We start from the raw sequence: 19,413 nt of genomic DNA on the forward strand, positions 1-19,413 counted from the left end.
TATCGACCACCTCTCCCGATGAACGGACCCCGACCTGCACGACAGAACCGATGGCCAGCACCGATTCAGTTACCAACCATACTAGAACATACGTTCGATTCTCTGCACAGTAGAACTCGAGCCCGGGCGCGCGTCAAGGGGCAGTGGCGCAAACGACGAGTTTCGAACCAGGCCAGTCAGGATGGTTTTCCGCTACCCTGCACCCTTGTGACCGAACGCCCCCGTCCCATCGTCGGCCCCGATTACCTGGTCGCCGGCCGCTACCGCCTCCAGTCGAAGCTCGGTGGCGGCGGCATGGGCGCTGTCTGGCTGGCCACCGATCGCCTACTGCACCGCGACGTGGCCATCAAGCAGGTGCTTTCCACCGCCGGGCTGAGCGAGGAAGAGGCCCGCGAGGTCCGCAGCCGGATCATGCACGAGGGGCGGGTGGCGGCCAAGCTGTCGCACGAGCACGCCATCGCCGTGTACGACGTGGTGCTGGAAGCCGGTGAACCCTGGCTGGTGATGGAGTACCTGCCCTCGCGCAGCGTCGCCAAGGCGCTCTCGCTGGCCGACACCCTCTCCCCCATCGAAGTGGCGCAGATCGGCGCGCAGGTCGCCGACGCGCTGGCCGCCGCGCATGCCGCGGGCATCGTGCACCGCGATATCAAGCCCGGCAATATCCTGGTCGCCGATCGCGGTGACGAGGTGGGCATGGTGAAGCTCAGCGACTTCGGCATCTCCAGCGGGGCCAACGACACCTCCGAGGAGGTCGGCGACGTCATCACCGGCACCCCCGCCTACCTGCCGCCGGAGGTGGCGCGCGGGGCCCGGCCGACCACCGCCAGCGACGTATTCTCGCTCGGCGCAACGCTGTACACCGCCATCGAGGGGCAGCCGCCGTTCGGTTTCGACGAGGACAGCAATGTGATCGTGGAGCGCGCCGCCATGGCGCAGATCATTCCGCCGCAGCGCAGCGGGCCGCTCACCGAGGTCCTGCTGCACATGATGGAGCCCGCGCCGCAGCGCCGCCCCACCATGACCGAGGCGCGCAACGAAATCCTCACCGCCGCCTTCGGTCCCGGGACCGCGCCCTACATTCTCGGTGCGCCGGTGCGCACCGAGGACGGCACCATTCCGGCGTGGGCGGCACGCAATTCCGCCGCCGGACTGCGCAGCCCGAACTCCAGCCCGCTGCCGCGCCCGCAGCGCGCGGCCGCCGCGACTCCGGCTGCCCCGCAACGCAAGTCGGGTGGATTCAACCTGGCGAATCTTGGCCCGAACGCCGGGCCGATGGCGGTGGCGGTGGGCCTGCTCATCGGGCTGCTGATCATCATCGTGATTCTCGTCGCGCTCTAGCCGACTGATTTCGCGCGGTCGGGGTAACTCGCCGGGGACGACCGAAATCGGTTCGGCTCCCAACCGCGAGCACGCGTGCACGACAGTCAACGGCACTCTGCCGGGCGCTGAAGTCGCGGAGAGGCGGCTCAGTCGATGCGGCGGCGGTGCGCCCAGCGGGTGAGCGCATTGCGGTTGGACTGCTGGGTCTTTCGCAGCACGTTGGAGGCGTGGGTCTCCACGGTCTTCACCGAGATGAACAGGGTTTCGGCGATCTCGCGGTAGGTGTAGCCGCGGGCCAGCAGGCGCAGGACTTCCAGCTCACGCGGGGTAAGGGAGTCCAGTTCCGGATCCAGGGGCGGTTCCGGCACTTGGGATTTGCCGGTGAAGGAGTCCAGCACGAAGCCCGCCAGGCGCGGACTGAACACCGCGTCCCCACCGGAGACGCGCCGAATGCCGTCGGCCAGTTCGGGTCCCGAGATGGTCTTGGTGACGTACCCGCGCGCGCCGGCGCGAATCACCGCGATCACATCCTCCGCCGCATCGGAGACGCTGAGCGCCAAGCACACCGGACCCGATTCGATGCCCTGCAAGACCGCGACCCCGCCGCCGTCCGGCATGTGCACATCGAGCAACACCACATCCGGTGTCATCGCCTTGATCCCGGCGATGGCCTCCGAGACCCCGCCCGCCTCACCGACCACCTCGATATCGGATTCCCGGCCCAACTCCGCCCGCACTCCGGACCGGAACACGGCATGGTCGTCGACCAGGAAAACCCGGATGCTCACTACCTCTCCTCACTGACGAACCGGACCCACCCCGTTTCACAGTGGGGCGGCGTCTTCGGGGATGTCGTTCTGCGCGACCAGGCGGTCGTCCCTGCCATCCTTGCGCGGCATGATGATTCGCACCTCGGTACCGCGGCCCGGTGTGGACTCTATCTCCACATGCCCGCCGCGGCGTTCGATCCGGGCGTGAATGGACTTGGCCAGCCCCTGCCGGTCCGACTCGATCGTCTTCGGATCGAACCCCTTGCCGCGGTCGCGCACGAAAATGCTCACCTGATGCGGTTCCGCCTCCGCGAACAGGTCGATGGCGGGCACCTCGGCATGCTTGGCCGCGTTCACCAGCGCCTCGCGGGTCGCGCCCAGCAGCGCGGTGAAATGCTCCTTGGGCAAGCCGGTTCCGCTGTCGTCGACATCCATGGACACATCGCCCACCGTCACCGGCGTCACCTTCACCCCGTGCTGATCCTCCACCTCGCCCGCGATGGTGCGCAGCGCCGCCGCCAGACTGGATTGCGCCGGCCCGGTGTCGTCGAACAGCCACCGGCGTAGCTCGCGTTCCTGGCTGCGCGCCAGCCGCGCCACTTCCTGTGGGTCGTCGGCCTGCCGCTGGATCAAGGCCAAGGTCTGCAAGACCGAATCGTGCAGATGCGAGGCGATCTCCTCGCGCTCCTCGTTCCGGATGCGCGCCGCCCGTTCGGAATTCAGCGCCCGCACCATGCGCAACCACAGCGGCACGGTGAGCAGCCCGGCCCCGACCAGGGTCACCGCGACCGCCAGCAGCGCCGACCCGAGCGAACTCAGATCGATGCGCGCCAGCACCACCACGCCCAGCCCGACCACGATCAGCGTCGCCCCGCCGACGATCCGCGCCCAGGTCACCACCGACGAATCGGCCGGCAGCCCGAAGACGGAACGCGGTCCCTCCGCATCGAATTCGCGCCACACCAGCGCGACACCGACCGTCACCACGATGATCGGCCCCACCACCTGCGCGGCCGTCCCGTTGAACACCCACGCCATGGCGACGGCCGAACCCATACCGAGCAGCGCCAGCCCGATGGCCTGCCGCCGCTCCGCCGGACTCGGCTTGACGCTGTCCGCACCGCCCGGCGTGAAGATCCACAGCAGCCCGTACGCCACCACCCCGGCCCCGGCCAATGCGGCGAGCAGCACGAACGCGATCCGCACCTTGAAGACGTCGACCCCGAGATGATCGGCGAGCCCGCCCGCGACCCCGCCGACGATCCGCCCGCCGCCGCGCCGCACCAGTTTCGGCGGCATCGGCCCGGCCTCCACCGCGCGCGGGGGCTCGAACGCTCCGCGGGCAGGGTCGTAGAAGGGCGCGGCCGGGTACATGCCTTCGATACTGGCACGCCGGACCGACGCCCGGGCATCCGGAAACACCCGGATTCACACCCTGAGACGGGTGAGCAGAGGCGCTCCGGAGGGGATTTTCTGTCCGGTCCGGACAACCTCAGCGCCCTCGGACGACCCCCTGCCGACCGGACCGGAGAATCCGTCAAACCCTCTCTACCAGCTGTTTTATCGCCGTTCTCGATCTTGCGAGCTCGTCCGCTCCCGTCCGCGTCCATAAATTTCTGCTCAGCGGGCCACCGAGTCCGACCTCGGGGGCCCGGCCCATCGGGGAACCGAATTCCACAGGGCGAGAGCCCGACACCGCGACCGCTATCGCAGCGGCGCACACCGGTTCGGGGAGGAACCATCATGATCATCAAGACCGCTACCGCCGCCGTACTCGCCGCCACCGGCCTCGTCTTCGGAGCCACCGCCGGCATCGCACCCGCTTCGGCGGCCGATCTCGCACCGCACGAGAAGACGACCACCGCACCCAACGGAATGGCCGCCACCGTCGGCCACCTGGACAACGCCGCCTGGGCGATCACCGGCATGAACGGGATGCCGACCAGTCGCGAGGTGTACCTGAACAACACCGCCTACGGCCGCGTCGCAGCCGGCACCGGCAAAATCAAGACCGGCTTCTTCGTCGGCTGCGCCATCGACCTGGACGTGAAATTCACCATGAGCGCAGCGATCGGCGGCAGCGCCAGCGCCACCCTGGGCGCCGGCCTCGGCAGCTCCGGCCTGATGCCCTCCGCGACCTTCAGCATCGGCCCGACCGTCACCGGCAGCATGGGCGTCGCACTGACCCTCGACGAAGGCAAATACATCGAAGTCAAAGGCGGCGAGAAGACCATCCCCGCTGGCGGCACCGCCTACCTCGTCAACCGCGACATCCGCGCCACCGTCGAAAACTGCGCCGGCCCGGTCACCGTGAAGGCGTACACCATCATCGAGGCGACCTCCCCCGAAGCCGACGTGACCGACTGGGTCATGGGCGATCCGGCGATCCTCTGATCGGCGACGGCGTCTCGATGCCGGGCGGCGGCGGAGCCCGGCGCTCCGCCGCCGTCGCGGCAATTCCCTTGCCGGACGGCGTATCCGGTCTCATATCCTCGGCTCCGAACCTGCACGGAGATCGACGCCGTCGCATGCCGTTACTTCTTCCCGGACAGTAGATTTGGCTCATGCTCGCGGGGGAACGTAAGAATGCCGGACCGGATGGCGAGGACGAGGTTCGGATCCTTTCGCCTCGTGCGCTTTTCGCACAGCGGTTCGGGGAGTTGTATGCGGCGGCCGGGAATCCGACGTTGCGGCGGGTGGCCGCGGCGGCGGACCAAAGGATGCGGGCGGCGCAGGGGAATCGGGCGGGGGCGGCTTCGGCGCAGCGGATCAGTGATTGGAAGGCGGGGCGGAATGTGCCCGCACGGTTCGAGTCGTTGCTGCCGGTGGTGCTGACGCTTGTCGAGCTGGCGCGGAAGAACGAGGCTCCGTTGTCGCGGGAGTTGGCGGATCCACAGCGGTGGCAGCGACTTTGGCAGTCCGCCACGACCTGGGATCCGGAGGGGGAGGCCGAGTCGGCGTGCCCTTATCCGGGATTGGCTCCCTACGGGCGTGCGGACCGGGCGTTGTTCTTCGGACGAGATCGGGCCGTCGGCGAGCTGGTCGAATTGGTCGGCGCGGCGCGCGGGATCGTGGTGGTGGTGGGAGCTTCGGGGGCCGGAAAGTCGTCGCTGCTGGCGGCCGGAGTGGGTGCGGCGAAAACCGGGCGACACGTCGTCACGTTCACGCCCGGTGCGCAGCCCCGGGCGCGCCTCGCGGCGGCGCTGGGTGAGGACGACGGCGGCGCGGATCGGCTGGTGATCGTGGACCAGTTCGAGGAGCTGTTCACCGTCTGCACCGATGACACGGAACGCCAGAGCTTCCTCACCGAGCTGCACGAATGTTCTTGCCGGGCCGATGATCCGATCGCCGTCCTGGTGGCGCTGCGCGCCGACTTCTATGCGCAATGCTTGAACTATCCGACTCTGCGGGATGCGCTGGAGCATCGCAGCTATCCGCTCGGCCCGCTGTCGCCGGATGAACTGGCGCAGGCGATTTCGAGCCCGGCGCGGGCTATCGGAATGGAGTTGGAGGCCGGGCTCGAGGAGCTGATCGTCAGCGAATTGCGGAGCGCCGGAGACCATCACGACGATCGGGCCTACGATCCCGGCGCATTGCCGCTGCTGTCCCACGTCATGGCCGCGACCTGGCAGCATCGCGAAGGACGAAGGCTCACCGTCGACGGATATCGCAAGGCCGGTGGCGTGGCCGGCGCGGTCGCCGAAACCGCCGAACGGACCTGGAGCGAGCTGTCGCCCGCACAGCAGGCGGCCGCGAAGGAAATCCTGCTGGGACTCGTTGCGGTCGGCCAGGATTCGCGCGACACCCGCCGGCACGCCGACCGCGCGGAACTGCTGCGACGAGCGGCCGAGCCCGAAGACGTCACCGCCGCACTGGAAGTCCTCGCCCGCGCCCGCCTGATCACCCTCGACGCCGATGCCGTCACGCTGACGCACGAGATCGTGCTGTCGGCGTGGCCGCGGCTGCGGGGGTGGATCGACGAGGATCGGGTGGGGTATCTGATCCGGCAACGGCTGGAATCCGATGCCGCGGAATGGGCCGGGCAGGACCGGGATTCCTCGTTGCTGTATCGGGGGACGCGACTACAGAGCGCACGTGCCGCGACCGACCGCTCGCCGGTGGGTCCACTCGCCACCGAATTCCTCGCCACGTCGGTCACCACCTCGGTCGGGGCCCGGCGCCGCACCACGCGCATGAAGGCGCTGTTCGCCCTGCTCGGAGTGGTGCTGCTGCTCATGGGATTCGGGCTGTACACCCAGGACCCGCAGGCCGATCAACGCCGGGCGGACCGGGACTACGCGGCGGTACTGGCCGCGGCCGATCAGGTGCAGCAGACGAATCCGACGCTGGCCGCGCAATTGAACCTGGTCGCCTGGCGGCTGCGACCGGGCGATCAGGCGGTCCGGTCGCGGTTGCTTCAGACCGAGGCCGATCCCCTGTTCACCGTCTCCACGGGCGCGCACCAGCAGAATGTCGGCAAGGTGGTCCGGCAGCCGGGTGGGTCCATGCTGGCCTCCCTGGCCGGTACCGAACTGCGCTTCTGGGAGTTCGGCCGGCCTTTGCGGGCGATCGGTGAGGCGCAGGCGAACATCGACGATGTCGCGATGGCGCCGGGCGGCAGGCTGATGGCAACCGCGGATCTCCGGGGACCCGCGGAGCACACCGTCACCCTCTGGGACATCGCCCTCCCCGGCCCGCCGCGACGACTCGGGACGTTGCCGGGTCCGACCGACGCGGGCACGGCACGCATCGCGTTCGCCCCGGACGGCCGCACGGTCGCCGCGCTGACCGATACCCGTCTCGTCCTGTGGAACGTGAGCGATCCCCGCACGCCGGTCGTCACCGCGATCCGAGAACTGAACGAAGCACAGCGCGATGCCTCGCAGGGACGAATCGTGTTCAGCCCCAACGGCCGGACGCTGGCCCTCGCCCTTGGCTCGGGCGACGCGGCGACCGGCAATACGCAGCTCTGGGATGTCACGGATCCGGCGCACCCGGCCATCGTGACCGCTGCCCTCGCCGTCTCCGGCCCCACCAAGGCGATCGCCTTCAGCCCCGACGGCGCCACCCTCGCGGTCGGCAGCGGGTACAGCTCCATCGACGGCGAGGGCAAACGCGCCGCGATACAGCTCTGGGATACCGCACAGCCCCGGCAGGCGCAGTTGCTCTCGACCTTCGAGACCGGCGACAATTCCATCGCCGCAATGGAATTCGCCCCGGCCGGCGATGCGCTGGCGAGTACCGGGAACCGGACCGCCGGGCTCTGGAACGTGCTCGATCCAGGCAGTCCGCGGCGATCGATCGACAAACTGCCCACGGCCCTGTCCGACTGTCATTTCGGCACCGTGTCGGCCCGCTGTACGGGCGGTCCGAAAGCGCTCGCCTTCGCCTCGGACGGACGTCAACTGGTGACCGGCGGGCTGAGCGGCGAACTGTACGTCTGGTCCCTGCCGGCCGCGGTGCTCACCGGGCATATCGGCTGGCGCTACCCGCCCGCGTTCGCCGCGAACGGCGCACGCATGGCCACCAGCACCGCCGACGGCAGGATCGAGCTGTGGGACATCCGCGATCCGCGCTCCCCCACGCGCATAGGCGAATATCGCACCGCGCGCGGCTCTTTCGGTGCGACGCTGTCACCGGACGGCAGCCAGCTCCGCATCCTGGACCTGACCGCGCGCACGCTCCGCACCCTCGACATCTCCGATCCGGCGCACATCGGACTGCGCGGCGAATGGACGCTGCCCGCCTCCGAATCTCTCGCGGGGCTCAGCGTCAGCAGAGACTTCCGCCGGCTCGCCACCTCCGATGACAAAGGCGGCGTCCAGCTGTGGGACCTCTCCGACACCACCCGCCCCGGCCCATGGGCACCCGATTCACCGCCGCCGACTCGACAGGCTCGCTGAGCCTCGGCTCCGACGGCCGGACACTGACCGTCACCGCGGTCCGGTTCGTCGCCGGCCGGAGCCGGACGGAACGCGTCATCACGCTGTGGAACCTCGCCGATCCCACCGAGCCCCAACGCGTGGGCGAGCTCCTCCGCCAGCCGACCGATGTCATCGACACCACCCTGATCAGCCCCGACGGACGCTTACTGGCCGCCACCGAGAACGAGACCGTGCAGCTCGCGGACATCAGCGACCCGCGGCATCCCGAGCGGCTCGGCGAACCCATCACCCATGTGCTGCCCGCCATCCCGTTCGACTACACCCCGGACTCCCGCAATCTGCTCACCGTCGGCGTGGACGGCAGCTTGAACCGGTGGGACGTCAGCGATCCCGCGCATCCGGTGAAGACCGTGAGCCTCACCCAATCCGACGGCTACTCCTGGAACGCGACGCTCGCACCCGATGACCGACATGTCGCCTCGGCCTCCTCGGACGGCACCGTGCACCTGTGGAACCTCGACGAGAACGCCGCCATCGACCGCATCTGCGCGATCACCGGTGACATGTGGACCGAGGAGTTGTGGAAACACCGTCTCCCCCAACTCCCCTACTCCCCACCCTGCCGCTGACCGGCCGAATTCAATTCGGGTGATTGTTCAGGGTCAACCCTGATGCGCCTGAGCTGGGCGAGCCGCCACGATGGGAAACATGACGAAGACGAGCGACTGGTCCCAGAACACCGGCCGGGCCGGCTTCTCCGATCAGCTACACGAATTGTGGCGGACGCGGCCGGTGCGGCTGCCGCAGCAGGGGCCGATCGCGGGGGTGGCGACCGGGTTCGGGCGGCGGTTCGATGTGGATCCCGTGGTGGTCCGGGTGGCGTTCGTGGTTTCGGCGCTGTTCGGCGGGGCGGGGATCGCGCTGTATTTGATGGCGTGGTTGCTGCTGCCGCAGGCCGGGGATGAGACCTCAGCGGCGGAATCGCTGTTCGGGAAGGGGCAGAGTTCGCAGAATTCTTCGCGGACCATTGTGCTGATGGTGGCGTTGGGGATCGTCGTCAGCACGATGGGGCCCGTCGGGGTGGGGCTCGGCGGGTCCGGGGCGATCAGTTTCGCGCTGATGCTGGCGGGGTGGTGGTTGCTGTATCAGCGGCAGCCGCAGCCGCCGGTGGGGTATTCGGAGGTAATCGCCGGAGGTGCGGGCACGGAGGCGGTCACCAATCCCTGGTGGACCGGATATCCGGGCACCACACCGCCTTTCGAGACTTACGGGCCGTACACGAAGCTGCCGGATCATTACGAGCCGGAGCCGGGGCAACCGGCCGGTAATGCGGTCACGTTCGAGACGGAGCAGCCGACCGAGGTCATCGAAAAGGACAGCGCAACCGTCGTTCTGGCGAAGGACGAGACGGTTCGCGCGGAACCCGAACCGGAACCGGGCGAACCGTCCGACCCCGAAACCGTGCAGCTGACCAAGGAATTCACGGTCGAGAAAACGGGAACCGCTGTTCTGCACAAGATCCCGAGTGCGATGGAGCGCCCGTACGCACCGGTCGGTCCGGCCCCCATCTCCCCCGATTTCGGCCCCACGCCGCCCGGCTGGGATCCGCTCGGCGTCGCGCCGATGGCCTGGGATCTGCCGGAACCCACTGCGCCCGTACAACAACCGGTACAGACGGTCGTACCGCGTAAACCGCGCTCCCGGCTGACCCCGGTCACCATCGGACTGGCCATGCTGGCCGCGGCCGCCGCGGGGTCGGCCGCTGCCTCCGGCGTCGATTGGATGACCCCGGGGCGGGTCGGCGCGGCGGCGCTGGCGGTGGTGGCCATCGGCCTGATCATCGGGGCGTTCCTGCGCCGCGGCTACGGGCTCATGGTGATCTTGGCTCCACTGGCGGGGTTCGTCATCCTGTCCTCGCTGGTCGGTCCCATCGGATTCGATCAGGGTTCGATGGGCGACCGCACCTGGTCCGCCGCCACGGCCGCCGACCTCCAGCCCGAGTATCACCTCGGAATGGGTTCGGCCACCCTCGATCTCAGCCATCTGACGCTGACCGAGGACCGCACCGTCAAGGTCTCGCTGGGCATGGGCGAGGTGCGGGTGCTGCTGCCGGAGCACCTGCGCGTGCGCACCACCTGCGATATCGGCATGGGTGACAACGCGAACTGCAAGGAAGGCATGTCCGGTCCCGCGACGGGTCCGGTCCTCAATCTCGATATCGATGTCCGGATGGGCAATGTGGAGGTGAATCGTGGCTGACAACAAGACTTCTCGACGTCCGTCGTTCTCGCTGCTCCTGGCGGGACTGCTCGGACTGGGCGTGAGCATCTGGGCATTCATCGGCCCGCACTTCTGGCCCGTGTCCGGCGGACTGTCGCTGGGCTGGATCGTGGTGATCGCGGCCATCGTGGTCGGGATCGTGCTGGTGCTCTCGCCCCGCAAACCCCGCGAATAGACTTCGCCGTCACCGACCTCCCCCCTACGGGGACGGCGAAACGCCTTCCACCGGAAGGCGAGAAGGCCCCGCACACCGGGTGTGCGGGGCCTTCGCTATGCCTGGGGGAAACTTATTCCCATTCGATGGTGCCCGGCGGCTTGCTCGTCACATCGAGCACCACGCGGTTGACCTCCGCCACCTCGTTGGTGATGCGGGTGGAGATGCGCTCCAGCACCTCGTACGGCAGGCGCGTCCAGTCCGCGGTCATGGCGTCCTCGGACGAGACCGGGCGCAGCACGATCGGATGACCGTAGGTGCGGCCGTCGCCCTGCACGCCGACGCTGCGGACATCGGCCAGCAGCACCACGGGGCACTGCCAGATCTGCTTGTCCAGCCCGGCCGCGGTGAGCTCCTCGCGGGCGATGGCATCGGCCTGGCGCAGCAACTCCAGGCGCTCGAAGGTCACCTCGCCGACGATGCGGATGGCCAGGCCCGGGCCCGGGAACGGCTGGCGCGCAACGATTTCCTCCGGCAGGCCGAGCTCGCGGCCGACGGCGCGCACCTCGTCCTTGAACAACAGGCGCAGCGGCTCGACCAGCGCGAACTCCAGATCGTCCGGCAGGCCGCCGACATTGTGATGGCTCTTGATGTTCGCGGTGCCGGTGCCGCCGCCGGACTCGACCACATCCGGGTAGAGCGTGCCCTGCACCAGGAATTCGACCTTGGTCTCGCCCTGCTCGCCGACCACCTCGGCCACCGCGTCCTCGAAGGAGCGGATGAACTCGCGGCCGATGATCTTGCGCTTCTCCTCGGGATCGGAGACGCCCTTCAGCTCGCCCAGGAACTTGTCGACCGCGTCGACGGTGACCAGCTTGGCCCCGGTCGCGGCGACGAAATCGCGCTGCACCTGCTCGCGCTCACCGGCACGCAAGAGCCCGTGATCGACGAACACACAGGTCAGGCGATCGCCGATGGCTCGCTGCACCAGTGCGGCGGCCACCGCGGAATCGACACCGCCGGACAGACCGCAGATGGCGTGGCCGTCGCCGACCTGCTCGCGCACCTGCTCGATCAGCGCCTCGGCGATATTGGACGCGGTCCACGCGCCCGGAATGCCGGCGATCTCGTGCAGGAAGCGGCTCAGCACCTGCTGGCCGTGCGGCGAATGCAGCACCTCCGGGTGGTACTGCACACCCGCGAGCTTGCGCGCCCGATCCTCGAACGCCGCGACCGGCGCGCCCGCCGACGTAGCGGTGACCTCGAAACCGGCGGGGGCATCGGTGACCGCGTCACCGTGGCTCATCCACACCGGCTGCCGGGTCGGCAGACCGCCGTGCAGGATGCCGCCGTCCACACTCAGCTCGGTGCGGCCGTACTCGCGAGTCCCGGTGTGCGCCACCGTGCCCCCGAGCGCCTGCGCCATCGCCTGGAAGCCGTAGCAGATGCCGAACACGGGGAGTTCGAGATCGAACAGCCGGGCGTCCAGCTGCGGCGCGCCGTCGGCGTACACGCTGCTGGGTCCGCCGGAGAGGATCACCGCGACGGGATTCTTCTCCGCGATCTCCTCCACCGTGATGGTGTGCGGCACCACCTCCGAGTAAACGCTGGCCTCGCGCACCCGGCGCGCGATCAGTTGGGCGTATTGCGCGCCGAAGTCGACGACAAGGACTGGTCGCTGGGTTTCTGCCACCGGATAAGTCTAAAGAGCGACATAGAACACAGTGTGCGCGGGCGGGCCCGCGACCCGCCGCTGCGCGACTTCGGCACGCGGGCTCGAGCTGTTTGGACCTCCACCGGGCCGAGCGCACACCGGCCTCGGAGCGGTGGCGGGTCGGCCCGATCGGTGGAGGCGTTGGGACGGTATCGAGTGATCACCACACGGCAATAGGGCATTCCGACCCTAGGCGGCGAACGCGCCGGGCGGGCGGAAGCGACACGCCCGGCACAGCTTCGGGCGTCACCGCTCCGGCCGATACGGGCGGACAGGTCGCGGACGATAGCGGGCGGGCTCGTCCGGCACCAGGGTGTGCCGTCATCGCCGGCGAGGGAACTCCGGCTCCGAGCGGCGGGTCCGGTGACCCCGGGTGTGTCGCACGGAGGAAAGCAGAGCTTTTCGTCAGTGGGTCTGGCTATTCTCTAACTCGTGCCATTCGCCCGTGCGATCGACGCCGAGATCCACTACGAGGACAGCGGGGGCGAGGGACCGGTAGTACTGCTGGGGCACGAATTCCTCATGGACCGAACGATGTTCGCGTCGCAGCAGGCGGCTCTCACGCCCGAGTTCCGGCTGGTGACCCCCGATGCCCGCGGTCACGGCCGCACCCGCGACGAGGGGCTGCCGTTCACCTACTGGACCTGCGCCCGCGACGCGCTCACCGTGCTGGATCAGCTCGGCGTGGAACGAGCCGTGCTGGGCGGAACTTCGCAGGGCGGTCACATCGCGTTGCGCGCCGCCCTGCTCGCACCGGATCGTGTTGCGGCACTGATCCTTATCAGCGCCGAGGCGCACGAGCCCACGCCCGAGGAGCAGCTGAACGCCCGCCGCTTCCTCGACAAGTGGCACGAGGACTCCTCGCGTCCCGCGCTGGCCGCCTTCCTCGCGCGCCGCCTCATCGGCGATGACGATCGGCAGCACGCGGTCTGGGTGGCCCGGTGGCTCGCCCGCGACCCGCACGCCACCGAGATCGGCGCGGGCGCACTGCTCGGCCGCGACTCCATCCTGGATCGACTAGGCGAAATCACCTGCCCCACACTGGTTATCCACCCCACCCTGGGCGGTGTCCCGCGCAGCCACGCCCGCGCACTCGCCGACCGGCTGCCCGACGCCCGCTACCTGGAGATCACGGGCGCTCGCCAGACCGTGAACATGACCCACGCCCCCTTGATCAACACCGCCATCCGCGAGTTCCTGCGCGCCACCTCGGTCAACCGCGCCCTGGCGTCCCCCTCCATCCGCCTCTGGTCCGGCGAAATCCCCATCCGCACCACCGATCCCGCCCCGCATCCGACCGAAATCCCCCGGAGCGCACCGCAATCCCCTGCGTCCGCCGAAATATCACGCACCCCAACCCAATCCCCCCGCAACCCCGGCCACTGACCACTCGACTCGGCCACTGACCACTCGACCGGGCCGCAGACCACTCGACTCGGACGCTGACCACTCGCCCGGCCAGAGGCCACTCGACCGCGAACGCCCCACGGCACCGCGAACGCTAGGCATCGCGAACGCTAGCTGCACGGCATCGCGAATTCTGGCCGCACGACACCGCGACCGCCGGCTGCTCGGCGTCGAGTGGCACACCACTGTGGCGACACGCCGCGCGACACCTCCGTGGTGTGCCACTCGAATTCCGCTGACGGGAAAGGCGTTACGCCGGGAACGAATTCGCCCCGCCGCGGGTGGCGCGGCGGGGCGAATCAGTCGAGTGGGTCGGGGTCCGGGACTCAGCCTCGGACGTTCAGGCCGACCTTCTGGAATTCCTTGAGGTCGCTGTAGCCGGTCTTGGCCATCGAACGACGCAGGCCGCCAACCAGGTTGAGCGAACCGAACGGATCGTTGGAGGGGCCGTTGAGGACCTGCTCCAGGGGCACCCGCTCCTCGTCGAGGGCGTAGGGCAGCAGCGAACCGCGCGGCACCGAGGGGTGCGCGGCGGCGGACGGCCAGTACCAGCCCGAACCCGGCGCTTCCTGGGCGAGGGTCAGCGGCACGCCGAGCATGACCGCGTCCGCACCACACGCGATGGCCTTGGCGATATCGCCCGAGGTGAGGATCTGGCCGTCGGCGATGACATGCACGTAGCGGCCGCCGGTCTCGTCCATGTAGTCGCGGCGCGCGGCGGCGGCATCGGCGATGGCGGTGGCCATCGGGACGCCGATGCCGAGCACCTCACCGGTGGTGGTGGCGCCCTGCATCGAGCCGTAGCCGACGATGACGCCGGCCGCGCCGGTGCGCATCAGGTGCAGCGCGGTGCGGTGATCGGAGACGCCGCCCGCCACCACCGGCACATCGAGTTCGGCGATGAAGGTCTTGAGGTTCAACGGTTCTCCGTCGCCCACGTGCTCGGCGGAGATGATGGTGCCGTGCACGACCAGCAGATCGATCCCGGCCTGCACCAGCGCGGGGGTCAGCGTCCGCGCGTTCTGCGGGGAGACTCGCACCGCGGTGGTGACGCCGGCGGCGCGCACCTCGGCGACGGCGGCGGCCAGCAGCTCGGGCTGCATCGGTGCGGCGTGCAGCTCCTGCAACAGCGCGATGGCCGCCTCGGTGCCTTCCTTCTCCGCGGTCTCGGCCAGCTGGGTCAGCTTGGCCTCGACGTCGGCGTGCCGGGCCCACAGTCCCTCACCGTTGATGACGCCGAGCGCCCCGGCCTTACCCAATTCGATGGCGAAGCGCGGCGACACCAGCGCATCGGTCGGATGGGTCAGCACCGGGATCTCGAACCGGTAGGCGTCGAGCTGCCAGGCAACCGACACCTCCTTGGACGAACGCGTCCGCCGCGACGGAACGAGCTCGATATCGTCCAGTTCGTAGGTGCGCCGGGCAGTCCGGCCCATGCCGATCTCGACGAGGTCGCGCATCTTCGTTCAGTCCTCTCGGTATTTGATGCCCTCCGCTGCACGCGGGCGGGCGCAGTGCCCTGCGCTCCGCGAAGGGCGGGTTCGCGGCCCGGGAGCGTTCGTGCTTCGCTCCTCCGCGCCGCGAACCCGCGCCGAGGCGGAGGTCCGTGGTCGCGGTCCGGAACGAGCCAGCACTCCGGTCGCCAACCTGCGGGGCGGGGCCTCGGCTGCCGGGAATCGGTCCCGGCAGCCGACTTTCAGCGGGTGGTGTAGTTCGGGGCCTCGACGGTCATGGTGATGTCGTGCGGGTGCGATTCCTTCAGGCCCGCCGCGGTGATCTGCACGAACTGCGCGGCTTGCAGATCGGTGATGCCCTGCGCGCCGGTGTAACCCATGGCCGCGCGCAGACCGCCCACCAGCTGGTGGATGACCTGGTCCAGCGGACCGCGGAACGGCACCCGGCCTTCGATGCCCTCGGGCACCAGCTTCTTCTCCGACAGCACGTCGTCCTGGAAGTAGCGGTCCTTCGAGTACGACTTGGCCTCGCCGCGGCCCTGCATGGCGCCGAGCGAACCCATACCGCGGTAGCTCTTGAACTGCTTGCCGCCCACCAGGATCAGCTCGCCCGGCGATTCGGCGGTGCCGGCCAGCAGCGAACCCAGCATGACGGTGGAGGCGCCGGCCGCGATGGCCTTGGCGATATCACCGGAGTACTGCACGCCACCATCGGCGATGACCGGAACCCCGTGCGGCTTGCACGCGGCGGTCGCCTCGAGGATGGCGGTGATCTGCGGCGCGCCGACACCGGCGACGACACGGGTGGTACAGATGGAGCCGGGGCCCACACCCACCTTCACCGCGTCCACACCGGCTTCGACCAGTGCCAGCGCACCGGCGCGCGTCGCGACATTGCCGCCGACGATCTGCACCCGCTCGCCGACCTCGGCCTTGATCTTGGTGACCATCTGCAACACGCCGGACTGATGCCCGTGCGCGGTGTCGACGATCAGCACGTCCACGCCGACATCGGCGAGGGTCATGGCGCGTGCCCAGGCATCCTCACCGACACCGACGGCCGCACCGACGAGCAGTCGCCCGTCGCGGTCCTTGGTGGCGTTCGGGTACTGCTCGGTCTTGACGAAGTCCTTGACCGTGATCAGCCCGCGCAGCTTGCCGGAGCCATCGACGATCGGCAGCTTCTCCACCTTGTGGCGGCGCAGCAGCCCGAGCGCGGCCTCGGCGGTCACGCCCTCCTGGGCGGTGATCAGCGGGGCCTTGGTCATCACCTCGGCGACCTTGCGGTTCTCGTCCACCTCGAACCGCATATCGCGGTTGGTGATGATGCCGACCAGATTGCCCTGCGCGTCCACCACCGGCAGACCGGAGATGCGGTACCGCGCGCACATGGCGTCGACCTCGGCGAGGGTGTGCTCGGGGGTGCAGGTGACCGGATCGGTCACCATGCCGGCCTCGGACCGCTTCACGGTCTCGGCCTGCGCGGCCTGCGCCTCCACCGACAGATTGCGGTGCAGCACACCCATTCCGCCCGCGCGGGCCATGGCGATGGCCATGCGCGCCTCGGTCACGGTGTCCATCGCGGAGCTCACCAGCGGGGTGCGGAGAGTGATGTCGCGAGTCAGCTTGCTCGAGGTGTCCACCGAACTCGGAATGAGATCGGACGCCGCGGGAAGCAGCAGCACATCGTCGAAGGTGAGACCCAGCATCGCGATCTTGTTCGGATCGTCGCCGCCCGTATGAGGGCGGCCGTTGTTTCGTTCGCCCGTCACGGGACTGCTCATCGGATCGACCCCTCCTGGACCTAAGTCCTCGTTCTCCGGCCCGGATACCCGGCGAACGAGTGGATGAATGACAATGCCGGAAATTCCTACCCGGCTCTTGGTCAACCATGGTATCGGTCCACCGATTCCGGATCGCACCCACGCCCGGACTCGCGCCGGTGGCAGCGCGCCGGTGTGCGCGCGGCCACCGAGCGCTGTAGCGTGCCTCGTCGGACACCGCGTAGAACTACTCACCCCGCGCTGTGTGCTTTCACACTGGGACACTGTGTGCTTCGCCACCAGCGAAGTGGGGGCAAATGGGCGTCAGCGCTGGCGCGGAGGGGTGGTCTCTGCGTACCGTGGACCTGTGCGTGACCATCTACCACCTGGCTTGCCGCCGGATCCATTCGCCGGAGACCCCTCCGACCCGTCGGCCGCGCTCGATGCCATCGAGCCGGGGGAACCGCTGGATCCTCACGAGCGCCTAGCGGTCGAAGAGGATCTCGCCGACCTCGCGGTCTACGAGGCGCTGCTGGCCCACCGCGGTATCCGCGGGCTGGTCGTCAGCTGCGAGGACTGTCGGCAGGATCACTACCACGACTGGGATATGTTGCGCGCCAACCTCCTCCAGCTATTGGTGGACGGCACGGTGCGCCCGCACGAACCCGCCTACGACCCGACTCCCGAGGCGTACGTCACCTGGGACTACTGCCGTGGATACGCCGATGCCTCGATGAACGAGGCGTTGCACGGCGACGGGTTCGACGGGTTCGATCTCTGATCGCGACCGCGACCCGCTGAAAACGATTACGGGCCTGCGTCCCTCGCGGAACGCAGGCCCGGTTTTCGTGCCCTGGAAGCGGACTAGCGCGTGTTACCCGGAGCCGGGAAGCTCGGCATGGTGATACCCGCGGTCGGCAGTGTGTTCGGCTGCGTCTGCGGCACCGTCGGCACACCGGCCGACGGCTGCTCCACCGGAGGCTGCGTAACGGGCTGACCGCCACCCGTACCCGGGTTGGCGGTCGGAACCGTAGCGGTGGTGGTGACGATCGGCCCGCCGGTCGGTACGGAAGGCTCCGACGGTTCGGGCGACGGCTGGGTCGGCTGTGTCGGCACCGTGGTGTGGCCGCCGGTGCTCGGACCGCCGGTACCTGGTTCCGGCGTGGACATGATGGTCGGATCGACGCCCGTGCCGCCACCGTTGCTGCCCGTGGTGGGCGGAACAGAAGGCCCGCCAGAGGCATTCGGCTGCGTGCTCACCGACGGCTGCCCACCGGTGGTCGGCGTGGACGGCGTCGTGGTCGGCGCCAGCGTGGCCTGTACCGCGGGCGGCAGCTGGGCCAGCAGGGCCTGCCAGCGATCGAGCAGATCGTCCTTCTTGCCGCTGTCGTTGACCTGGCTGGCATTCGCCTGCGCGCGCTCCATGACGATGGCGGCTTCCTGCGGCTTGCCCTGCTCGATCAGCTTCTGGGCCTCGATCAGGTCACCGTCCGCCCGCGCCACGACCGTGGTCTGGGCCTGCTCACTGAACACGACCTCCTTGATCCGCCACAGCGGATCGCCGGGTGCCGCGTTGTAGGAGAACGCCGTCAGACCGCCGATGACCAAGGCGATGGCCGCCGCCGCGCCCAGAATGGGCCGCACCAGCCGTAGTCGCCCCCCGGCATGCGCGTTGATCCGCGCCGTGCGGGCGCCGATCTCTTGATTGACCGCGGCGACGATGGTGTCCAGGTCCGGTCCGGCCGGCATCGGCTCGGCCACGATCTCAGCTCGCCAGTTCGCCAGCAACGCGGCCAACTGATATTCCTCCGCGGTGCCCGTCTGCACGGGCCCGTCGCCGGAGATGGCATCGATCAGGGCATCGTCGCGGCGTACCGCGGCGATGTCCACCGGCCCGGTGTCACCCGACGCCTCGGCGTAGGGACCGCTGTTCTGCGATCCAGGTCGCGCCTTGAAGTCGCCCCGACCGCGCTCGCCATCCCTAGCCATACATTTCACCTGCCCTCGCCACTTGAGACTTGAGTTTCGCGAGTGCCCGGTGCTGGGCGACTCGTATAGCACCTGCCGTACTGCCCACGGCAACTGCGGTTTCTTCTGCCGACAGACCCATGACCAGGCGAAGGATCAGGATTTCTCGATGCTTCTCCGGAAGTGTCGCCAGCAGAGCGTTCATCTGCCGGCTGGTTTCGGATTCGAGAGCTCGCTGCTCCGGTCCCTGGTCGGTGGATATGACATCCGGTACTTCGGCCATGGCGTCCGCCTTGTTACGGGCGGAGTTTCGATGAGCGTCGGCGACTTTGTGTGAGGCGATGCCGTACACGAAAGCCATGAACGGTCGGCCCTGGTCCTGATAACGCGGCAAGGCGGTCATCACGGCCAGACATACCTCCTGCGCGACGTCGTCCGCGGAGAGCGATCCGCGTTCGGCGGAACCGATGCGCGCACGGCAATACCGCACCACCAAGGGGCGGATGCTCTCCAGTACCTGGGCGAGCGCAGACCTGTCGCCCTGCGCGGCGGCAGCGACGACTGCGGGATCCAACTCCTCACCCGTGTTGTTCATCGTCAGAGCTGTTCCTGGCGTTACGAGTGGCACTTCGCCCGAGGGGCGGTGCTTCCGCGGAGGGGCGGAACGCGTCAACAATAGCGGCTGACGCATTCGAGAC

General features: G+C 68.9%; 15 protein-coding genes. 8 read left to right on the forward strand and 7 right to left on the reverse strand.

What is annotated here, in order from left to right; all coding sequences use genetic code 11:
- The first annotated feature begins 207 nt into the window (after window positions 1-207).
- Window positions 208-1,338 (forward strand): serine/threonine-protein kinase, encoded by a 1,131-nt coding sequence (locus NI1_RS12350; protein ID WP_067818802.1) that lies wholly within the window; start codon window positions 208-210, stop codon window positions 1,336-1,338.
- 128 nt (window positions 1,339-1,466) lie between these two features.
- Here the strand turns inward: NI1_RS12350 and NI1_RS12355 are convergent, their stop codons facing one another.
- A complete protein-coding gene (locus NI1_RS12355; RefSeq protein WP_067819296.1) occupies window positions 1,467-2,102 on the reverse strand; it encodes a response regulator in 636 nt (211 codons plus the stop codon).
- A gap of 42 nt (window positions 2,103-2,144) precedes the next feature.
- Window positions 2,145-3,464: a PspC domain-containing protein gene (locus NI1_RS12360; RefSeq protein ID WP_067818805.1), complete on the reverse strand. Its 1,320-nt coding sequence runs from the start codon at window positions 3,462-3,464 to the stop codon at window positions 2,145-2,147.
- 369 nt (window positions 3,465-3,833) lie between these two features.
- On the opposite strand from NI1_RS12360, the gene NI1_RS38470 reads away from it, so the two are divergent.
- From NI1_RS38470 to NI1_RS12385, 5 genes are all read left to right on the forward strand, one after another.
- On the forward strand, window positions 3,834-4,484 hold the full coding sequence (locus NI1_RS38470; protein WP_067818808.1) for an MspA family porin: 651 nt from the start codon (window positions 3,834-3,836) through the stop codon (window positions 4,482-4,484).
- A 170-nt stretch (window positions 4,485-4,654) separates the two neighbouring features.
- On the forward strand, window positions 4,655-7,993 hold the full coding sequence (locus NI1_RS12370; protein WP_157535083.1) for an nSTAND1 domain-containing NTPase: 3,339 nt from the start codon (window positions 4,655-4,657) through the stop codon (window positions 7,991-7,993).
- The gene (locus NI1_RS12375; RefSeq protein WP_067818814.1) at window positions 7,951-8,604 is read left to right on the forward strand and encodes a WD40 repeat domain-containing protein; all 654 of its coding nucleotides are present in this window, start codon (window positions 7,951-7,953) and stop codon (window positions 8,602-8,604) included. The genes NI1_RS12370 and NI1_RS12375 overlap by 43 nt, the downstream gene beginning before the upstream one ends.
- Before the next feature lie 79 nt (window positions 8,605-8,683).
- Window positions 8,684-10,234, forward strand: coding sequence for a PspC domain-containing protein (locus NI1_RS12380; RefSeq protein WP_067819299.1), 1,551 nt, complete (start codon window positions 8,684-8,686; stop codon window positions 10,232-10,234).
- The gene (locus NI1_RS12385) at window positions 10,227-10,430 is read left to right on the forward strand and encodes a hypothetical protein (protein WP_067818817.1); all 204 of its coding nucleotides are present in this window, start codon (window positions 10,227-10,229) and stop codon (window positions 10,428-10,430) included. Before NI1_RS12380 ends, NI1_RS12385 begins: the two co-directional genes overlap by 8 nt.
- Before the next feature lie 112 nt (window positions 10,431-10,542).
- Here the strand turns inward: NI1_RS12385 and guaA are convergent, their stop codons facing one another.
- On the reverse strand, window positions 10,543-12,102 hold the full coding sequence (gene guaA / locus NI1_RS12390) for a glutamine-hydrolyzing GMP synthase (RefSeq protein ID WP_067818819.1): 1,560 nt from the start codon (window positions 12,100-12,102) through the stop codon (window positions 10,543-10,545).
- A gap of 453 nt (window positions 12,103-12,555) precedes the next feature.
- Between guaA and NI1_RS12395 the strand changes: the two genes are divergently transcribed.
- Window positions 12,556-13,509: an alpha/beta fold hydrolase gene (locus NI1_RS12395; RefSeq protein ID WP_067818822.1), complete on the forward strand. Its 954-nt coding sequence runs from the start codon at window positions 12,556-12,558 to the stop codon at window positions 13,507-13,509.
- A 347-nt stretch (window positions 13,510-13,856) separates the two neighbouring features.
- Here NI1_RS12395 and NI1_RS12400 read toward each other — a convergent pair whose 3' ends face one another.
- Together NI1_RS12400 and guaB are read right to left on the reverse strand one after the other, a co-directional pair.
- The gene (locus tag NI1_RS12400) at window positions 13,857-14,990 is read right to left on the reverse strand and encodes a GuaB3 family IMP dehydrogenase-related protein (RefSeq protein ID WP_067818824.1); all 1,134 of its coding nucleotides are present in this window, start codon (window positions 14,988-14,990) and stop codon (window positions 13,857-13,859) included.
- Between the two features lie 236 nt (window positions 14,991-15,226).
- Window positions 15,227-16,768: an IMP dehydrogenase gene (guaB, locus tag NI1_RS12405; protein ID WP_067818826.1), complete on the reverse strand. Its 1,542-nt coding sequence runs from the start codon at window positions 16,766-16,768 to the stop codon at window positions 15,227-15,229.
- A 346-nt stretch (window positions 16,769-17,114) separates the two neighbouring features.
- Here guaB and NI1_RS12410 point away from each other — a divergent pair, with 346 nt between their 5' ends.
- On the forward strand, window positions 17,115-17,528 hold the full coding sequence (locus NI1_RS12410; RefSeq protein ID WP_067711659.1) for a DUF5319 domain-containing protein: 414 nt from the start codon (window positions 17,115-17,117) through the stop codon (window positions 17,526-17,528).
- Between the two features lie 83 nt (window positions 17,529-17,611).
- Here NI1_RS12410 and NI1_RS12415 read toward each other — a convergent pair whose 3' ends face one another.
- Both NI1_RS12415 and NI1_RS12420 read right to left on the reverse strand, forming a co-directional pair.
- A complete protein-coding gene (locus NI1_RS12415; RefSeq protein WP_067818829.1) occupies window positions 17,612-18,736 on the reverse strand; it encodes an anti-sigma-D factor RsdA in 1,125 nt (374 codons plus the stop codon).
- Window positions 18,729-19,310, reverse strand: coding sequence for a sigma-70 family RNA polymerase sigma factor (locus NI1_RS12420; protein WP_067711665.1), 582 nt, complete (start codon window positions 19,308-19,310; stop codon window positions 18,729-18,731). Before NI1_RS12420 ends, NI1_RS12415 begins: the two co-directional genes overlap by 8 nt.
- Window positions 19,311-19,413: the final 103 nt, after the last annotated feature.

Source organism: Nocardia inohanensis NBRC 100128 (assembly GCF_001612945.1).
Lineage (GTDB): Bacteria > Actinomycetota > Actinomycetes > Mycobacteriales > Mycobacteriaceae > Nocardia > Nocardia inohanensis.

Bases quoted from the DNA above. Each gene is read 5' to 3' on its own strand.
- NI1_RS12380 (WP_067819299.1), top strand. From the start codon at position 8,684: ATGACGAAGACGAGCGACTGGTCCCAGAACACCGGCCGGGCCGGCTTC.
- guaB (WP_067818826.1), bottom strand. From the start codon at position 16,768: ATGAGCAGTCCCGTGACGGGCGAACGAAACAACGGCCGCCCTCATACG.
- NI1_RS12360 (WP_067818805.1), bottom strand. From the start codon at position 3,464: ATGTACCCGGCCGCGCCCTTCTACGACCCTGCCCGCGGAGCGTTCGAG.
- NI1_RS12370 (WP_157535083.1), top strand. From the start codon at position 4,655: ATGCTCGCGGGGGAACGTAAGAATGCCGGACCGGATGGCGAGGACGAG.
- NI1_RS38470 (WP_067818808.1), top strand. From the start codon at position 3,834: ATGATCATCAAGACCGCTACCGCCGCCGTACTCGCCGCCACCGGCCTC.
- NI1_RS12375 (WP_067818814.1), top strand. From the start codon at position 7,951: ATGGGCACCCGATTCACCGCCGCCGACTCGACAGGCTCGCTGAGCCTC.
- NI1_RS12420 (WP_067711665.1), bottom strand. From the start codon at position 19,310: ATGAACAACACGGGTGAGGAGTTGGATCCCGCAGTCGTCGCTGCCGCC.
- NI1_RS12415 (WP_067818829.1), bottom strand. From the start codon at position 18,736: ATGGCTAGGGATGGCGAGCGCGGTCGGGGCGACTTCAAGGCGCGACCT.
- NI1_RS12400 (WP_067818824.1), bottom strand. From the start codon at position 14,990: ATGCGCGACCTCGTCGAGATCGGCATGGGCCGGACTGCCCGGCGCACC.